Here is a 17,159-nt window from a genome sequence, read left to right as displayed (position 1 = left end):
TTTAACTGTTTGGAAAATATAGAGACACGATATTTCGCGTCTCTACATTTACTTAAATCCTATTTAGTTTCAGAGTTCTACAATGTCTGATCTTCGGAGATTTTTCTCTCGATGCCTGCGGCGGGCTGCGCCTACGCGATCTATGTTATTGAGCATAGCAGTAGCGATAGCTTTGCTAACGTCTTCGACGAACGCGTTTTTTATATCTACAACACAAGCACTCAATCCCAAAAATATAGTATCAGCAAAAGAAGCATCGCCGGACATAGAACTAGCTAAGAAATTAGGGAAAGAAATTATTGCTGCTTGTCCCGTTGTCTCTGATACTAAAAATTTAGGTGCCTTCAACTCATGCGCTGACAAACTCACTAAGCTAACAACTCTCCGCGAAACCATGAATGCACCCTTCTTGTGGGGCGCTCAAAGCAAAGTCGGTAATTACAATCTCAAAGATAATCAAACAACTGTATTTGATCCATTGGTTTGGCGTCGCATATACCTAGCCACTTTTATGTTCAAAGGTGAACCAAAAGTTGAACAGGTAAACAATTTAATTGTGATTCACCTTCCCATTCAGTTCCGCAATCAGCTTGATATTGGTGCTTATCCTTATCCTTTTTGGCACTCATCGAAAAAGTGGAATTCTTACCAGCAAAGTACTGAATTACTTCTGTTTCTAGAACAGAAAAAGCTCAAAGGGGCGCTACGTTCAGCTGTGGTTGACTCACAAAGACCAGTAGTAAATCATGTATGGGATGGTAACTGGGTTTGGAATGATGCTCATGGCAAAAAGCAACCTTATGTAACACTATATACCCGTTTGTTTTCTCCATCAAACCCACACGTTGCTAAAGTTGATGCTGCTTATCGTGCATTTGAAGTTAATCTACGTCAACACGCTTGTATTGTTTGCCATAGTCCAGATAACGCAGCGAAGCAGAATCCTTTATTATTGCTGAGTTATCCAAATCAAGCGCTCTCTTTACGACACGAAACGGTGCGCCAAATTAAAGAAAAACGAATGCCGCCTCCGACTGGTATCGTTAACGAGCAAGAACGACAAAAACTGCTTGAACTCGCCCAAACATTTGCCCAAGCAGGCGACCAAGCCCTAGCTTACGAAGGAGAAAAAATAACTTCTTCTCAAGTTCATTCAAACAACTGATGATTGAAAATAATATAAGTTTTAAGAAAAGTTGAATCTTATTGATGAACTACAGGCATTCAATTAAAAGTAACAAAATTGAGAATATTAGGGATGGAAAAATATATTGTTTTCTCACACTAATATTCATTCAGGGAATAGCGATCGCACTCTTATTCATTAATACAACCGCATTGGCAGCCACAGTCAATCCCTGTCCCCAAGGTATGGCGATGATTTCAGGAGGAGCGTTCAAAATGGGGTCTGATAATTCCAGTTTTGTGGAGGAGCGATCGCCTGAAGATGTAACGGTGACTAACTTCTGTATTGATAAATATGAGGTAACAAATGCACAATTTGGTGAATTTGTCAAAGCTACAGGATATGTAACAGTTGCAGAGCGCCCCTTATCTCAAGAACAGTTTCCCGATTTACCCGATGAGCAGCGATTACCGGGTTCTTTAGTGTTTGAGATGGCAAAACCGGGTGTCAAACAAGTTTCCTTTCTAAGTTGGTGGCATTGGACTACTGGCGCGAATTGGCAACATCCCTTTGGGGCAGACAGTGCGTTGGCGCAGCCCGCCGCAGGCATCGCTAGCAAAGCCAACTACCCAGTTGTTCACATAGCTTACGAAGATGCTTTAGCCTATGCCAAATGGTCAGGAAAATCCCTACCCACCGAAGCCCAATGGGAATACGCCGCCCGTGGTGGCTTGGATGGTGCAACCTATGCTTGGGGCAATGAATATTCTGAACATAGAGCTAACACTTGGCAAGGAATTTTTCCCTTTTTCAACACCAAAGCTGATGGTCACTTGGGCATTGCTCCCGTCGGTTCTTTTGCACCCAATGGTTATGGACTCTATGACATGACCGGCAATGTGTGGGAATGGACTAGTGATTTATTTCAAATCGGACGCGATCGCAAATCCGATCAAATTAATCCTATTGCCTTAAATCAAAGCTTTGATGCCAAAAAGCCCGATGAATCAGAGTTACACGTAATCAAGGGGGGATCGTATCTCTGCGCTCCCAATTACTGTAGCCGCTTCCGTCCGGCGGCGCGGGAGTCAGAATCACCCGATACGGGAACTACTCATATCGGGTTTCGGCTAGTTAAAAATTTGCCTTCCAGCACACTATCTATAAATCCAAAATCCAAAATCTAAAATTGTATGACTGATCCTCACAAGAGAGATTCTTTGTATGTATCTCTCAAGTTAACTTCTGGTGCGATCGCATTTTTGACAGCCCTGACGCTAATATTTTCTACTCTGTTACCTCTACCTGCTTGGGCAGACTATGGTGAGAAATTACCATTACCCCAACCATCTTTTAAAGGCAAAATTGGTCTGACTTACAAAGAATCCGAACCAGACTTCCCCAAACCAATTAAGGCTCCAGAAAATGCACCAAACGTCTTGCTGGTGTTACTTGATGATGTAGGTTTTGGACAAACTAGTACCTTTGGCGGTCTGATCGAGACGCCTAATTTAGACCGTCTAGCAGCAAGGGGATTGCGTTATAACCAATTCCACACTACAGCACTCTGCTCTCCTACCAGAGCCGCATTGCTCACGGGACGCAATCACCATTCTGTGAATACAGGTGTGGTTGAGGAGTTAGCCACAGGCTACCCAGGTTATACTGCGATTTTACCTAGAAGTGCGGCAACGATCGCGGAAGTATTGCGAGACTATGGATATAACACGGCGGCTTTTGGCAAATGGCACAATACCCCAGACTATGAAACCAGTGCAGCCGGCCCATTCGATCGCTGGCCGACAGGTTTAGGTTTTGAGTACTTCTATGGATTTCTGGGCGGTGATACCAATCAATGGAGTCCAGCCTTGGTGGAAAATACCCAACATATTCAGAAACCAAATCGCCCTGATTATCACCTTACCCCCGATCTAGCAGACCATGCAATTAAGTGGATTCGTACCCAACAAGCGATCGCTCCAGATAAACCCTTCTTTACCTACTTTGCCACTGGCGCTACCCATGCCCCACACCATGCGCCCAAAGAATGGATCGACAAGTATAAGGGTAAATTCGATCGAGGTTGGGATAAATTACGCGAAGACATCTTTGCTCGTCAGCTAGCCTTGGGTGTAATTCCCGCCGATACTAAGCTGACTCCTCGCCCGGCGGAACTCCCGGCTTGGGATTCCCTCACTCCCACCGAGCAGAAAGTTTATGCGCGTCAGGCGGAAGTATTTGCAGGTTTCCTCAGTCATACCGATGCACAAATTGGTAGAGTCATTGATGCGATCGATCAACTTGGTGAATTGGATAACACCTTAGTCTTTTTCATTGCCGGCGATAATGGTGCGAGTGCTGAAGGCGGCTTAACAGGTAGTGTTAATGAATTAAAAGTCTTTAATGGCGTAGCAGAAAGTCCTCAAGAAGTTCTCGCGGCTTTTGATGATTTAGGTGGGCCAAAAACCTTCAATCATTTTCATGCAGCTTGGGCTTGGGCAGTGGATAGCCCCTTCCAATGGACAAAACAAATTGCTTCTCACTTCGGCGGAACCCGCAATGGTTTAGTTGTGGCTTGGGGCGAACGCATCAAAAATCGTGGTGGACTGCGGAGCCAATTTCATCATGTAATTGATATTGCCCCTACAATTCTGGAAGCTGTGGGGATTGAAGAACCAGAGGTAGTCAACGGTGTAAAACAACAACCCATCGAAGGTACTAGCCTTGTTTATAGCTTTGATGATCCTGCTGTACCATCCCATCACAAAACCCAGTATTTTGAGATGTTTGGCAATCGTGGCATTTACGATCAAGGTTGGGTAGCAGCTGCCCGTCATGGACGCTTACCTTGGGAGCGTGTGTCCAAAACTACCTTCGATCAAGATAATTGGGAACTATACGATATTACCAAAGACTTCAGTGAAGCCAACGATTTAGCCAAGCAGAACCCTGACAAGTTAGCGCAACTACAAAATCTATTTCTGAAGGAAGCAAAGAAATACAAAGTTCTGCCCTTGGACGATCGCTTACTTCAACGGTTTGATGTCAAAATCCGTTCCAACCTAATCACAGGACGCAATAGCTTTACTTATTACACATCTGTTGCAGGCATTCCCGAAGGTAGCGCTCCCAATATTAAGAATCGCTCCTTTAGCATCACTGCCGATGTGGATGCTGCCAAAGATGGTACTGAAGGCGTTTTAGTTACCCAAGGCGGACGTTTTGCGGGTTGGAGTTTCTTCTTGCAAGAAGGTAAACCCACCTTTGCTTACAACTTGTTAAATAGCGATCGCACAATCATTCAATCTTCTCAACCAATTGCGAGCGGCAAATCCCAAATTAAATTTGACTTTACTTATGACGGTGGCGCTCCGGGAGCAGGTGGTACTGGTAAGCTCTCGGTCAACGATCAACAGGTTGCCGAAGGCCGCATTGATAAAACCATAGGCTACCGATTTGGTTTAGATGAAACCTTTGATGTTGGTCAAGATACTGGCACACCTGCGGCAGATACTTACCAAACACCCTTTGCATTCACCGGCAACTTACAGCAAGTCACCCTGGAATTGAAGTAATAGCGACTGGGCATTGGGCATTGGGCATTGGTTATTCTCCTTATCTCCCCCTGCTCCCTGCTCCCTGCTCGCCTGCCCCCTGCCCCCTGCCCCTCCGCAACTCTGCGTAGAAAAAAAATTATGAACGAAATCTTGTCACTAATCGATAAACTCGCACTTTTCACATTTATCGTTTTCACCATGCTGGGTGCAGGGTTAAGTCTCACCGTACAACAGATTTGGGAACCACTCCGCAACCCCCGCTTAGTTATCTCATCGCTACTAACAAATTTTGTGCTAGTGCCGCTTTTTGTATATTTGTTACTGCAAGTAGTACATTTAAGCGAACCACTAAGAGATGGCTTACTGATTATGGCAGTAGCATCAGGGCCTCCAGCACTACCTAAACTTGCCCACATAGTCAAAGGCAATATAGCTTTCTCGGTGGGATTAATGATGTTGCTAATGCTGGGCACAATTTTTTATATGCCGATTGTACTGCCCTTAGTGGTGGAAGGTGTGCAAATTAACTCCTGGGACATTGCTAAACCCTTATTGTTAATGATGGTTAGCCCATTGATCGTTGGTTTATTCATCAAAGCAAAATTGAGTGCGATCGCCCCTACTATCCAGCCAATTTTGTTCAAATTATCTAATGCTGGATTGCTTTTAGGTCTGGTTGTCAGGCTGATAGTTCACACTAACGATATCATTGGCTTATTACAAACAGGTGCAATTTTCGTTTGTGCCGTTTTCATAGTCTTCTCCTTTAGCGTGGGTTATCTTTTGGGCGGCCCTGGTATCGATACCCAACGAGTGCTAGGAGTTGGAACAGCTCAACGTAATTTTGCCGCAGCATTGTTAGTAGCTACAAGTAATTTTGAAGATCCCAGCGTCGTGAGCATCATCATGGTGACGAGTATTTTAATGATGATCGTAGTTCTGATCGCCTGGCCAAAGTTCATAGAGCTAGACCAAGCAATGGGTGTAGAGATAGAGCAGGTAGAGGGTTAAGTTAAAAAGTCAGGAGTTTGACTGAATAGCTAACTCTATCAGAGCTAATTTGTAAACTTAAGTAAAGTGCTTGTCTTGTTAGGACAGGCTTAATAATCGCTTCTAAAGTGGGAAATATATGAAAATCGACTTCGACGGAATGACCAAACCCTTTAAGTGCGAGTACAATTTGTTTGATTAATTAGGAGATATATCATGGGTGAATCCAAACGTAGAAAACAGCAAGATCCCAACTACGGGAAAGTTAAAAATCCTATCAAAAAGCTCATGAAAATTGTTTGCCCATTTTTTGAGGATTACAATAATTTTTCTCATCTCGATGATGATACTATATCGTTGATGATAGCTAAGGAAGGGTACAAAGAAACGGGATTAAAAGGAATAATTTTAAAAGGATATCTAGCCGAACATTTAGTAAAAGATTATCCGCCTGAATATGAAATGATAGAAGGTTTCAAGCAACATGGAAATATTTATGTCACTTCAACATTAGCTTTAAGTTATTTAGAGAATGCTATAAATAAAGAGGAAAATCTCAAAAATTTCGATGCCTATAAACCATTAAATGAATTTATTCGGATTGAAAGCGACTCTAAAGAGTACCAAATAGATTTGATATCAGTATTACAAACTCCTTAGAAAGTAGCTAGTAGTTAACTGTGTTTATATTTAGGGACTTCCAGTTAAAAAATATCCAATCGTAGGGGCACAAGACCTTGCGCCTCTACAAATCTAGAAATAATTTGGGATAATTTAGGACTAGCCCTTTCAAGGTGACTCGTAAAATCTCTGTTTTTCTCTCTGCGCTCTCTGTGCCTCTGCGGTTTAAAAGTAATTTATTTAACCACAGAGACGCAGAGAACACAGAGTTAAGAGATTAAAGAGGAATTTTTTGAGCAAAATTTTTACTCACCTTGAAAGGGCTAGTTCTATAATTTATTTTTTGCAAGTCCCTAATTGCGATCCGTCAAGGGTATGAACAAGGAGAAATTGAGGATATGGCAAATGTTGCATTGATTGTTGGGGCTGGTAGTGGACTCAGTGCCTCACTAGCCCGTTTATTGGCAAAAGAAGGCTTTACTATTGCTTTAGCAGCGCGACAAATTGATAAGCTCAAAGCATTGTCTGATGAAATTGGAGCCGTCACTTTTACTGCTGATGCTTCTCAACTAGATGAAGTTGAACAACTATTTACAGATGTCGAACAAAAACTAGGAGTACCAACATTGGTTGTGTATAATCCTAGCTGGCGCGTTCGGGGTTCATTTGTGGAACTTGACCCAGCCGATGTTGCCAAAACACTAGAAATTACTGCGTATGGTGGCTTTTTAGTAGCACAAGCGGCGGCAAAACGTCAGTTAGCTGTGGGTGGAGGAGCGATCTTTTTTACAGGTGCTTCCGCCAGTGTTAAGGGTTATCCTCAGTCTGCACCGTTTGCAATGGGTAAATTTGCTTTACGGGGTTTGGCTCAAAGCATTGCCCGTGAATTGGCTCCTCAGAATATCCATGTGGCGCATTTTGTGATTGATGGAGGAATTCGTTCTGCTACCCGGATAGAAACAGACGATCGCCCAGATAGTTTACTCGATCCAGATGCGATCGCTCAAACTTATCTCAGCATTCTCCGCCAACCTCGCAATGCTTGGACTTGGGAAGTGGAATTGCGACCTTGGGTAGAAAAATTTTGATTTTCACTCTGCTCTAGATATACATAGCAAAGTAATCATTGTAGATTTCTGTATTAGTCATGACTGTGAGTTCTATTTGTTTTTGTTCTTCATCTGTTGCCGAACTCGTAGCCGGGTCTAAGCTTTCTTGAGGAATAAAATCACCACAGTATTCATTCGCAGGTACTGTTGCATTCATCTTCTGGGGATAACTCAATTTGAGATTATTCATGATGGTAATGAATTGGCTGCGGCTGCGATAGCAAAGCTCTCCGTAGGAATCGCTAAATCTGGGATTAAGCCGCTTTTCTTCGCCAATGGTGGAAACTGTGCGTCCTTTATAGTCATGGGCAGGATATACCCAAGTATCATCTGGCAAGGTGAATAAGCGTTGTGTCACCACATCGTATAAAGTTCCAGGATCGCCCCCCTGAAAATCTGTGCGTCCACAACCACGAATAAATAAGGCATCACCAGTTAACAGATGGGTTTTGTTCACCAAATATGCTATGTGACTGGCGCTGTGTCCTGGTGTGAAAATTGTTTCGATGATTACCGATCCTACCTCTAGGATTTCACCACCGACAAGGGAGCGATCGGCTTTTGTCACAGCAGTATTCTGGGGAACAATCACTTGACAGCCTGTTTGTTGCCTAAGTTTGCCTGCCCCTGTAATGTGATCGGCATGGAGGTGAGTTTCTAGACAGTAGCGTAGCTTTAATCCCAGTTCATTCAAAGATTCCAAATCGCGGTCAACTTGCTCTAATACAGGATCGACTAGAACAGCATCTCCTGTCTGGCGATCGCCAATTAAATAAGTATAACTACTAGTTGCAGGGTCAAAAAATTGCCGAAATAGGAAAGTTGACTGCGGTATCTCTGCACTGCGCTCACTTAACAAAGGCATCGTCGGAATAGTCCGCACACGCACTGGTAGCGACTGCAACAACGCTTTAGATAATTCTTGCGCCTGTCCCCGTAATTCTGGTACAGCGATAGTTTCCCACAAGTCACCCTTGCGGGGAGTTCCCAAGGTATAAAGCAGCGTCGAAACGTTACCGTCTACTGCATATAAAGCACCGTGGGTATCTGTATCTAATCCTAAACCGATGGCATTGGGGCGAATTAATTTCTGCGATCGCAAATTAGTAATCAGAGGATGAGGCGATCGGCGGTAATCTGCTGCTACGCCTGTACAATTAACTACACGGCTGACGTGCAAGATATGATTAGTTTGGGTTTTGCGCTGGCAGACGGTAACAGCTACACCGTCCGCCAAAGCTTGATACTCCTGAATCCGTCCGGCAGAGATGGTGAGTTGACCAGAATCGAGCATTTCAGTTACAACATCCGCCACCCTTGGGGCAATGCGGTGACGATGCACATCCCAATAGGGTGTTAGATGACGCAAAAAACGTTGCTGTTCTTCAGTCGGTAGTTTTTGCCAGATTTTGTGATTTATGGGACGCAGAGAATCAATTACTGCCCGCCAGTCGTAGCCTTGGGCAGCCGCAATTTCCACCTCGGTACGTAGCCGACGTAACCAGTCGCGTACACTTTTCGGTGAATTTTCTGGCGTCAAGAAGCAGGGATAAGGTTGAGCCGCTTGATGTTTTAAGGGAAATAATCCTCGTCGGGACACAGCATAAATTTTACCTCTATGCTGGCGATCGCTCAGAGATAAAACCATATCCACCATCGTCAGTCCCGTACCAATTAGCAACACAGGTGCATCAGCATCAAGGTCTGCTAGGGCATCGGCTGACCAAGCATTCCGTAGATAATCATCATTACTATTGGGGTTTTGAATAGCAGGGGGTGCAGAAGGTGAGTTCCCCAATGCCAACACAACTCTGTCTGCGGCAAAACAGCGACCACTACGCAGAGAAATCATTGCGCCTTTTTCTTCAGGCTGTACGCCTACAACTTCATCGGTCAAGCGTTCTAGTCGCACATCACTAGGTGCTGTGGCTTCTGCTTCTGCTAAAACCGATTGAATGTATAAACCATAGACCTTACGAGGTATGAAGGTACTGGCATTGACTTCTTCCGGCAAAAATGCTGTTAACTCATCGCGGTTGTGCTGAAGCCAACGTAACAAATGCCCTGAATCGTGGGCAAATGAACTCATGTTACCTGCCGATACATTCAGCAAATGACAGTTGGTATCTGTGCTGTAGGCAATTCCCTTGCCAATTTGATCGCTACGCTCAATCAGCTTAATGGTGAGGGGTTGACTAGCAGTTTTCAATAGGTGGGTAGCGACTAGAGAACCACTAAAACCTCCGCCAACAATAGCGATCGTGGTTGGAGTGTGGGCAGTTAAAAAACTAGGGTTCATGGCGGTCTTAGTTAGAATCAATAGTTACACTGATTTCATCGAGTCTCTTTACTGGGACTCAATGCTTTTCCAACCCAGATGTAAGAATTAAGATTTGATTTTTTATTAATTCTTATAATACCTGTTTTCAGGCATTAAATGCATCTAATCGATAAATTAACCGTAGTTTTTGGTTATACAGTAATCATCAAGGGCGATCGTTCAAACTTGGCGTATGGGTGTATCTCCTGAAGAAATTCCCCAAGGTTTACCTCATCTAACCCTGGCACAAGTGTTTGATGCATTGAGTTATTACAGCGATCATCAAGATGAAATTAATGCTTATATTGAACGTAACCGAATCCCTGATGAATTGATTGATCCGTTAGTGCGAGATTTATGAGTAACTTGTTCATTCGCTTATCGCAATCTTTTTCTCAGCCACCAAACCACAAAACCAACAATTATTCCAACCATCAGGCTGGCACTGAAAGGATATTCGCACAATAAGTGAACGTTACCTTTTATAAATTTATCTTGACACTCTTTTGCAGGGTCTTTTAGCAGAGATACGGTTGCTATCCCAGCACCAGCAACAGCTACAAGCTCTTGAAAGTTACGCTCTCGTTCAGATTTTTCAACTTCTATGCGGCTGCGAGTAGCGTTAATTGTATCTTCTAAAAGTTGCAAGCCAAGCTGCATATTTTCGATATCTTTGGTAATTTGTGGTAAATATTTTTTATTGGCTAGTTCGCTAAATTTTTCTAAAAAAACTAACTGATTATTTCCGCCTGTTTTTTCTTTAATCAAAGCCAAGCGTGTTTGATAATTGGATAAATTAATTTCAATAATTTGTTTTTGGAAAGAGAGGTTTAGTAAGTCGATTGTGTATTGCTGAAGAATGTTATCAACGTTATTTAAAATTTTGCGAGAAGTGACAAGGTTTTGCCTTTCTTGTAAATAGTTAATTTGGTTGGTGATTTTTCTATTTTCTTCTATTTTTTTATAATGATTTAGCAGAGATTCTTTGACTAAACGACTTTGCCAATAAGCCCACGAAATCTTACTGCGATAACAAAATAAACCCATCCAATCTTTATAAAATTCTGCCGATTGTTCTGCACTTTCTCGATTATTATAAATAGTAATAATCACATGATGCTCATTACTATTTAGAGGAGTTTTTACGTTTATTAAGCTCTGATTTATATATTGCGATCGCCCTACTTCAAAAACTTTCCCATCTAAAAAAGTGCCTTTGTCTGGTTGCCAAGAAGTATTTTTAAATAAAGCATAATAGCAATCTTTGGCAATATCTTCATGGTTATGAGATGAGTTTTCTGGTAGCCAACCAGAAAGCAGCCAGGTTTTTCCAATTATTGCCAGTTCTTTATTTACTTTTTTTTCTATTTCAGTTTTTAAGATTGCAAAAGACTTAGCTGGTTGAGTTTCGGTTTGATTATTAACAGAACAATCAATTTTTAACCCATAGGTGTCATTTAATCTAACAGGATAATAGTATTCTTCTAAACTTTTATTATTAGAAATAAAGTTAATTTGAGGAGGATTGGTAATCTCTAAATACTCGGTTTCAATATCAGGATCGTAGAATTGAGTATCGGAGGGAAATTGCTCTAAAAAAGCTGCTTGGTTTTTTTGTGTTTCTGCGTCAGTTGTGTTTAAAGTAGTTTTTAAAGCATATAGAAACAAATCAAATCGAGTGTAAGATAGATTAAATCGCTCATCACAATGGCAAAACTAATTTGATTGATTGGATTGAGATAAAAATTGTTTCCATTTTTCTAAAAATTTGACTTGTTTCACTGTTTCTTCTGGTTGAGAAGAACTACCAACAATGACTACAACATTATTGATTTGGCTTTCGTAACCTGTAGCTTCATATTTGGGTTTAAAGCCTCTAGTTATTGTGAACTTTTCAAAAGTATTGAGCCTACTAATTTCTGCTTCAGTCGGAAGTAAATCATCAGGAATTTCTTCTAGATTATCTAATTGAGATTTATACAATTGATAAGACTGATTTAACTCAGGATTAGGGGTAATTATTTCTAATAAAAGTCCTTTAATATAATCTTCCCAAGCTTTGGGTTGGGTGTCTAATTGCTTGGCAACTTCTTTTAAATTCTGTTTTTCTTGTTCTCCAAGGGCGGTTTTTAAGTCTTGAAACGCCAAGAGAAAAGCAATGATAGTATTGTCAGCCTTTGTATTCATAGGTTTTTGTACCAAACTCACTACGAATAGTATAAACGTAATTTCAGTGAGATAATTACAGCATATATTTGATGTTCAGTTTTGATTTTCTATGTCTAAAAAGAATAATTTATTAAAATTAATGTTCTTTATTATACCTTTGGTTTGGGTAAATTAATCTAGTTTATTACACTGGATTTTAGTAATTTTTCATACAACATAAACGAATGCTGTGGACAGATTTTGCCTACAGTTTAACCAAAAAGTTATCAGAGTCAGTCAGGTAATAAAAATGGCATCGGAATGGGCGGCTATTGTTATTGGAATTAATTATTACCCAGAGTTCACCACTCTAAAGCCGCTAACAGCAGCAGCAGAGGATGCAGAGAAAATTGCCCAACTATTAGAACTATACGGTTATAGACCTTTTCGCGCTCAGTGTTTACCTAGAACTTTAAACCCGAAGGGAGAAAGTAAAATTGACCGCCAAGGAGCGGTAAAGGTGCAAGAATTGAGAGAAGCGATCGCTAATCTTTTCAATCCTCCCGATCCTAACCCCACGCCAGAAACAGCGTTATTCTTTTTTTCAGGACATGGGTGGTGCAAAACTGTAGCGGGCAAAGAAGAAGTATTTCTAGCTACCAGTGATGTTTTACCTGAAGCAGAAATCTATGGTATACCTTTAAGTTGGTTGGGTGAGCAGTTGCAAAGAAGTCAGGCTAAACGAGTTGTTGTTTGGCTAGATTGCTGCTATAGCGGTGAATTGTTAAAATTTATTCCCGCAGATAAAGACTACTGTTTAATTACTGCAACCCGTTCTTACGAAACTGGAGTGGAAATTCCCCACGCGCAGGGGTTGTTGACACAGGCTTTACTTGCAGGATTGAACCCGGAAAATGACGCAGATGGGATCATTAATAGCCACAAATTGGCAGATTTCATTATCAGCCGAATGCCGAATACAGTCCAGCGTCCGTTAATTGCCAATTCCCCACGAGCAATTTTGCTGACAACTAAGTTTTCGCAAAAAAGCTTTCAGGATAAGTGTCCTTATCGTTCTCTGTCGTATTTTAGCGAGACAAAGGAAGATGCTGAGGTTTTTTATGGGCGGAGTGCGTTAACTGGGCAGTTGATTCAACAGGTAAGAGATAAGCATCGTCTCATTGCTGTATTGGGCGGTTCCGGTAGTGGGAAATCATCTTTGTTACGGGCTGGGTTATTCTACCAACTTAAGTTAGGACAAGAAATTCCAGGGAGCGATCGCTGGACTTATATTACACCGTTTACGCCTAAAGAATCTCCTGTTAACAGTTTACAGGAGGCTTTTGCAGTTTCCTTGCCAAGCTACGGTGTACAGACAAGTCAAATTACCCCCCTTAATCCCCCCTTGCAAAGGTGGGAGACTGGAAAATCTAACTCCCTCCCCTTTGCAAGGGGAGGGTTGGGGAGGGGTAATTTTACCCATATCATCGGCGAGGAGTTAAAAGCATTAAACACACCAGTCATCTTGATTATCGACCAGTTTGAAGAATGCTTTACTATGTGCGATGACAGCCAGCGCCAAGAATTCTTTGACTGTTTGCGGGAATTAATTGACTGTACAGATAACCTCTATATTTTCATTGGGATGCGATCGGATTTTCGGGGGAGATGGCGAGAATATCCCGAATTTGCCAGCAGAATCAATAAACCTTACATCAACATCGAACACTTAAGCCGTGAGGAAATTCAAGAAGCGATTACTAAACCGGCTGATTGGGTAGGATTAGGCATAGAGGGAAGGTTAAAACAGCAACTAATTAATGATGTTGAAGATTACCCCGGAAGTTTGCCCTTGCTGCAATATACGTTGACAGAATTGTGGCGTGAGTCGAGAAATCAAGGCGATGAGGTTCTCAGCCTGAAAACTTATCAGGATTTAGGCGGGGTGGAAGGAACGCTACAAAAACGCGCTGATGCAGTTTATGAAAGTCTTTCAGCAACAGAAAAAACTGTGGCGCGGCGGATTTTTCTGGAATTGACGCAAATGGGAGAAACCACAGATGTACGGCGGCGCGTGCGTTTGGGCGAGTTGGTTAATTCTCATCATTCTTTGGAACTTTTGCAACAGGTGAGTGAGAAGTTAGCGGATAAAGATGCACGATTAATTACGAAGAGAGATGAGCCGGATTCCCAGGATGTAATTTTAGATGTTGTCCACGAAGCCTTAATCCGTCACTGGCAAATGTTGCGGGAGTGGAAAGAGGAATATAAGTTGGGAATAGCCATTGAGCGACAGATTGAAGCGGAAGCCCAAGAATGGGAGAGGAATGAGAAAAAACCAGGGTTTCTCAGACAAGATGACAGGTTAGCAGTAGCAGAAGCATATTTAGCTAGATTTGGTGATTGGCAAATGCTGAATGGCGTAGCCGAGGAGTACATTCGGGAGAGCCAAGAACTGCAAAATTGCCTGGTTCGAGAAGAAAAGGAACGCCAACAAGAAAAGTTAGCAGCAGCACGGCGGCAAAACCGAGTTGTTACATTGTTTAGTATGGGGTTAGCTGGAGTAGCTATCTTTGCAGGTTATCAATGGTGGAACGCCCAGAATAAAGCCAAGGAAGCAGCAGAACAAAGTGCCATTGCTCTGGCACAAACTTCTGAAACTTCCCTAGTTTCTAACAAGCAACTTGAGGCTGCGGTTGCAGCTATACAGTCAGGTAGACAACTTTCAGGTAGACCACTTAAGGATGCCAATCTAGAACAAACAGCTAACCAGCAAGCTGTAGTGTCACTCAAGCGAGCAAGTTACAATCTGCAAGAACGAAACCGCTTGGAAGGGCACCGCGATGAGGTCTGGGGCGTAGCATTTAGCCCCGATGGCAAGACCATCGCTTCTGGTAGTTATGACACGAGCGTCAAACTCTGGAATGCAGCTACAGGTAAGGAAATCACCACCTTCAAGGGGCATAGCGATGAGGTCAATAGCGTAGCATTTAGCCCCGATGGCAAGACGATCGCTTCTGCAAGTTCTGACAACACCGTCAAACTCTGGGATGCAGCTAAAGGTAAACCCATCTCCACCCTCAAGGGGCATAGCGATGGGGTTGGGGGCGTAGCATTTAGCCCCGATGGCAAGACCATCGCTTCTGGTAGTTATGACACGAGCGTCAAACTCTGGAATGCAGCTACAGGTAAGGAAATCACCACCTTCAAGGGGCATAGCGATGAGGTCAATAGCGTAGCATTTAGCCCCGATGGCAAGACGATCGCTTCTGCAAGTTCTGACAACACCGTCAAACTCTGGGATGTGGCTACAGGTAAACTCATCTCCACCCTCAACGGGCATAGCTCTGAAGTTAGGGGCGTAGCATTTAGCCCCGATGGCAAGACCATCGCTTCTGCTAGTTTAGACGTGAGCGTCAAACTCTGGGATGCGGCTACAGGTAAAGAAATCACCACCCTCAACGGGCATAGCAATTGGGTCTGGGGTGTAGCATTTAGCCCCGATGGCCAGACCATTGCTTCTGCAAGTTCTGACAACAGCGTCAAACTCTGGGCATACCTAAATAACCTAGATGATTTAATCGTTTACAGTTGCGCTAGGCTACGTGTTTATTTACAATCAAATCCCAATGTGAGCGATCGCGATCGCTCACATTGGGATGGCATTAATACCAAAAGCAATTAGCTTTGCAGCCAGAAATCAATTACTGCTAATGTGTAATTTTACTTAAAAAATTAAAATATTTTAAGTAAGATGAACTCATAAGTGAATTACAACAATTGCTGCAATCATTTAAACCTTTCTTATACATGAAGAAGCAATTGTTGCAAAGTATTAAACATTTGCAGGAACTGCTTATACATTTCTTGGAAATACTTAAGCCTTTCTTATACATGATCAAGCAATTGTTGCAAACGCTTCAATTTTGGCAACTAGCCTTGAAGATTAATGGAGTTACAAGTGCTGAGTTGCAAGTGAGATTGTTCACTCAGCACTATTGAATCTATTGAGGTTTGTAAATAATTTGTATCTCTGCAAGGAATATTCCTTTAGACTGAGTTTCAACTGAAAAAATGTAGGAATAAACACAAATGCATTCGTTAAATATATTTTGTCACGAATCTGTAGTTGCTGTTTCCTTTGTCGCTTGCATTATTGGGCTGTTGTTACTGTGGAATGGTAAGCAGCAAACAAATGAGATGGAAGAAACAGAGAAAATTCTATTTAGAATGAGCTTTAGTTACTGGCTAGTTTACTGTGTAGCTTTTGGCATCGAAAAAATAGTTTTACCCGGCTGGGAATCTGTAGTCATGACTTTGAAAATAACTACAGCTCTGTCATATTTCTTAACTTTTTCTTGTATCGTTAGTCTACCGCTACACAAATTTGCAGTACATCGGGTTGAGGAATAGTTATTGGGGATTGGGCATGGGGCATTGGGCATGGGGCATTGGGCATGGGGCATTGGGCATTGGGTAAAAAAGTGAGATTCCCAACTCAGCACTCAGCAATCAACACTCAGCATCTCATGGCGATCGCTAATGCAGCTTCTAGTTGATCCTGGGGTAAAGTCGTTAAAATAAAGACCTCTTGTACCGTTTTTCCCTGCCGTGCAATGACTTTATAGCCGCCCCGAATGGGTACTGAGACGCGTAGTTGCATTTTTGGACAATGACCCTTCGATCGCCCAATCACTCCCGGCGTCACAGTTTGGATACCATCCTGCTGACAAAGACGTTCTAAAATGGGGATAAGACCAGAAAGGTGTGTTGAGTGATTCCAAACCAGTCTGGCAGCTTTTTGTGAAGCCGTGCGGAGGGGATCTACGGAGGGTTTGCCCATAATAATTAAGGTTAAGCTGCTTCTAGTGGTGCCATTGTCAAACCTGCTCGGCGCAGCTGCTGGTGATAGAGTTCCGCAGGTTCTTGGGGCCCGACCCAGACGATCGCTTGACCTTCATAGTGTACCTGATTAGTCAAATCCCACGCGCGATCGCCGCTCATTCCCGGAATATATTTCATTAAACATTCACACACGTGTTGGAATGTATTAAAGTCATCGTTTAATACAATCACTTTGTAATTCGGATAAGTCTTACGGATAACTTGATTAGACCGTTCAGGAGCTATAGTTGGTGCTGTGGACATCCCGTAAACATCTGCTGAAAGTGTCATAACCATAAACCAATTGGTCAAGATAATTTTACAAAACTACACTACTACACTATAAGTAACTTAGTTTAGTTGTCATTTGTCCTTTGTCATTTGTCCTTTGTCATTTGTCCTTT

At 42.4% G+C, this 17,159-nt stretch carries 14 protein-coding genes; 9 read left to right on the top strand and 5 right to left on the bottom strand.

The annotated features are described in order from the left end of the window. Positions 1-82: 82 nt before the first annotated feature. The 6 genes from HWQ43_RS22535 to HWQ43_RS22510 all read left to right on the top strand — a co-directional run bounded on the left by HWQ43_RS22535 (position 83) and on the right by HWQ43_RS22510 (position 7,382). Positions 83-1,165, top strand: a complete 1,083-nt coding sequence (locus tag HWQ43_RS22535; protein WP_292738215.1) for a hypothetical protein — start codon at positions 83-85, stop codon at positions 1,163-1,165. Between the two features lie 236 nt (positions 1,166-1,401). Beyond that, a complete protein-coding gene (locus HWQ43_RS22530) occupies positions 1,402-2,313 on the top strand; it encodes a formylglycine-generating enzyme family protein (RefSeq protein ID WP_292738214.1) in 912 nt (303 codons plus the stop codon). A 6-nt stretch (positions 2,314-2,319) separates the two neighbouring features. Then, positions 2,320-4,701 (top strand): sulfatase-like hydrolase/transferase, encoded by a 2,382-nt coding sequence (locus HWQ43_RS22525; RefSeq protein WP_292738213.1) that lies wholly within the window; start codon positions 2,320-2,322, stop codon positions 4,699-4,701. 120 nt (positions 4,702-4,821) lie between these two features. Continuing rightward, positions 4,822-5,694 carry a bile acid:sodium symporter gene (locus HWQ43_RS22520; protein WP_292738212.1) on the top strand — a complete coding sequence of 291 codons (873 nt, stop codon included), beginning with the start codon at positions 4,822-4,824 and terminating at the stop codon, positions 5,692-5,694. Positions 5,695-5,889: 195 nt separating this feature from the next. Further along, on the top strand, positions 5,890-6,333 hold the full coding sequence (locus HWQ43_RS22515) for a hypothetical protein (RefSeq protein WP_292738211.1): 444 nt from the start codon (positions 5,890-5,892) through the stop codon (positions 6,331-6,333). A 359-nt stretch (positions 6,334-6,692) separates the two neighbouring features. Continuing rightward, complete coding sequence (locus tag HWQ43_RS22510; RefSeq protein ID WP_292738209.1) at positions 6,693-7,382, top strand: SDR family NAD(P)-dependent oxidoreductase; 690 nt, start codon at positions 6,693-6,695, stop codon at positions 7,380-7,382. A gap of 13 nt (positions 7,383-7,395) precedes the next feature. Here the strand turns inward: HWQ43_RS22510 and HWQ43_RS22505 are convergent, their stop codons facing one another. Next, positions 7,396-9,702, bottom strand: a complete 2,307-nt coding sequence (locus HWQ43_RS22505) for an FAD/NAD(P)-binding protein (protein WP_292738208.1) — start codon at positions 9,700-9,702, stop codon at positions 7,396-7,398. Between the two features lie 196 nt (positions 9,703-9,898). Between HWQ43_RS22505 and HWQ43_RS22500 the strand changes: the two genes are divergently transcribed. Further along, positions 9,899-10,084 carry a DUF433 domain-containing protein gene (locus HWQ43_RS22500; RefSeq protein WP_292738380.1) on the top strand — a complete coding sequence of 62 codons (186 nt, stop codon included), beginning with the start codon at positions 9,899-9,901 and terminating at the stop codon, positions 10,082-10,084. Positions 10,085-10,101: 17 nt separating this feature from the next. Here HWQ43_RS22500 and HWQ43_RS22495 read toward each other — a convergent pair whose 3' ends face one another. Next, a complete protein-coding gene (locus HWQ43_RS22495) occupies positions 10,102-11,391 on the bottom strand; it encodes a hypothetical protein (RefSeq protein ID WP_292738207.1) in 1,290 nt (429 codons plus the stop codon). 48 nt (positions 11,392-11,439) lie between these two features. Next, complete coding sequence (locus HWQ43_RS22490) at positions 11,440-11,931, bottom strand: hypothetical protein (protein WP_292738206.1); 492 nt, start codon at positions 11,929-11,931, stop codon at positions 11,440-11,442. A 250-nt stretch (positions 11,932-12,181) separates the two neighbouring features. On the opposite strand from HWQ43_RS22490, the gene HWQ43_RS22485 reads away from it, so the two are divergent. Next, on the top strand, positions 12,182-15,556 hold the full coding sequence (locus HWQ43_RS22485; protein ID WP_292738205.1) for a caspase family protein: 3,375 nt from the start codon (positions 12,182-12,184) through the stop codon (positions 15,554-15,556). A 407-nt stretch (positions 15,557-15,963) separates the two neighbouring features. Continuing rightward, positions 15,964-16,284, top strand: a complete 321-nt coding sequence (locus tag HWQ43_RS22480; protein ID WP_292738204.1) for a hypothetical protein — start codon at positions 15,964-15,966, stop codon at positions 16,282-16,284. 106 nt (positions 16,285-16,390) lie between these two features. On the opposite strand, the gene HWQ43_RS22475 is transcribed toward HWQ43_RS22480, so the two are convergent. Beyond that, positions 16,391-16,714 (bottom strand): DUF2103 domain-containing protein, encoded by a 324-nt coding sequence (locus tag HWQ43_RS22475; RefSeq protein WP_094348336.1) that lies wholly within the window; start codon positions 16,712-16,714, stop codon positions 16,391-16,393. 11 nt (positions 16,715-16,725) lie between these two features. Continuing rightward, the gene (gene clpS, locus HWQ43_RS22470) at positions 16,726-17,052 is read right to left on the bottom strand and encodes an ATP-dependent Clp protease adapter ClpS (RefSeq protein ID WP_292738203.1); all 327 of its coding nucleotides are present in this window, start codon (positions 17,050-17,052) and stop codon (positions 16,726-16,728) included. Between the last annotated feature and the right edge of the window lie 107 nt (positions 17,053-17,159).

The sequence above is a fragment of the Nostoc sp. JL31 genome, from assembly GCF_017114965.1.
GTDB classification, from domain to species: domain Bacteria; phylum Cyanobacteriota; class Cyanobacteriia; order Cyanobacteriales; family Nostocaceae; genus Nostoc; species Nostoc punctiforme_A.
This window is presented reverse-complemented; position numbering and strand designations above follow the sequence as displayed.

Bases quoted from the DNA above. Each gene is read 5' to 3' on its own strand.
- HWQ43_RS22505 (WP_292738208.1), bottom strand. From the start codon at position 9,702: ATGAACCCTAGTTTTTTAACTGCCCACACTCCAACCACGATCGCTATT.
- HWQ43_RS22475 (WP_094348336.1), bottom strand. From the start codon at position 16,714: ATGGGCAAACCCTCCGTAGATCCCCTCCGCACGGCTTCACAAAAAGCT.
- HWQ43_RS22525 (WP_292738213.1), top strand. From the start codon at position 2,320: ATGACTGATCCTCACAAGAGAGATTCTTTGTATGTATCTCTCAAGTTA.
- HWQ43_RS22510 (WP_292738209.1), top strand. From the start codon at position 6,693: ATGGCAAATGTTGCATTGATTGTTGGGGCTGGTAGTGGACTCAGTGCC.
- HWQ43_RS22535 (WP_292738215.1), top strand. From the start codon at position 83: ATGTCTGATCTTCGGAGATTTTTCTCTCGATGCCTGCGGCGGGCTGCG.
- HWQ43_RS22530 (WP_292738214.1), top strand. From the start codon at position 1,402: ATGGGGTCTGATAATTCCAGTTTTGTGGAGGAGCGATCGCCTGAAGAT.
- HWQ43_RS22480 (WP_292738204.1), top strand. From the start codon at position 15,964: ATGCATTCGTTAAATATATTTTGTCACGAATCTGTAGTTGCTGTTTCC.
- HWQ43_RS22520 (WP_292738212.1), top strand. From the start codon at position 4,822: ATGAACGAAATCTTGTCACTAATCGATAAACTCGCACTTTTCACATTT.
- clpS (WP_292738203.1), bottom strand. From the start codon at position 17,052: ATGGTTATGACACTTTCAGCAGATGTTTACGGGATGTCCACAGCACCA.
- HWQ43_RS22515 (WP_292738211.1), top strand. From the start codon at position 5,890: ATGGGTGAATCCAAACGTAGAAAACAGCAAGATCCCAACTACGGGAAA.
- HWQ43_RS22485 (WP_292738205.1), top strand. From the start codon at position 12,182: ATGGCATCGGAATGGGCGGCTATTGTTATTGGAATTAATTATTACCCA.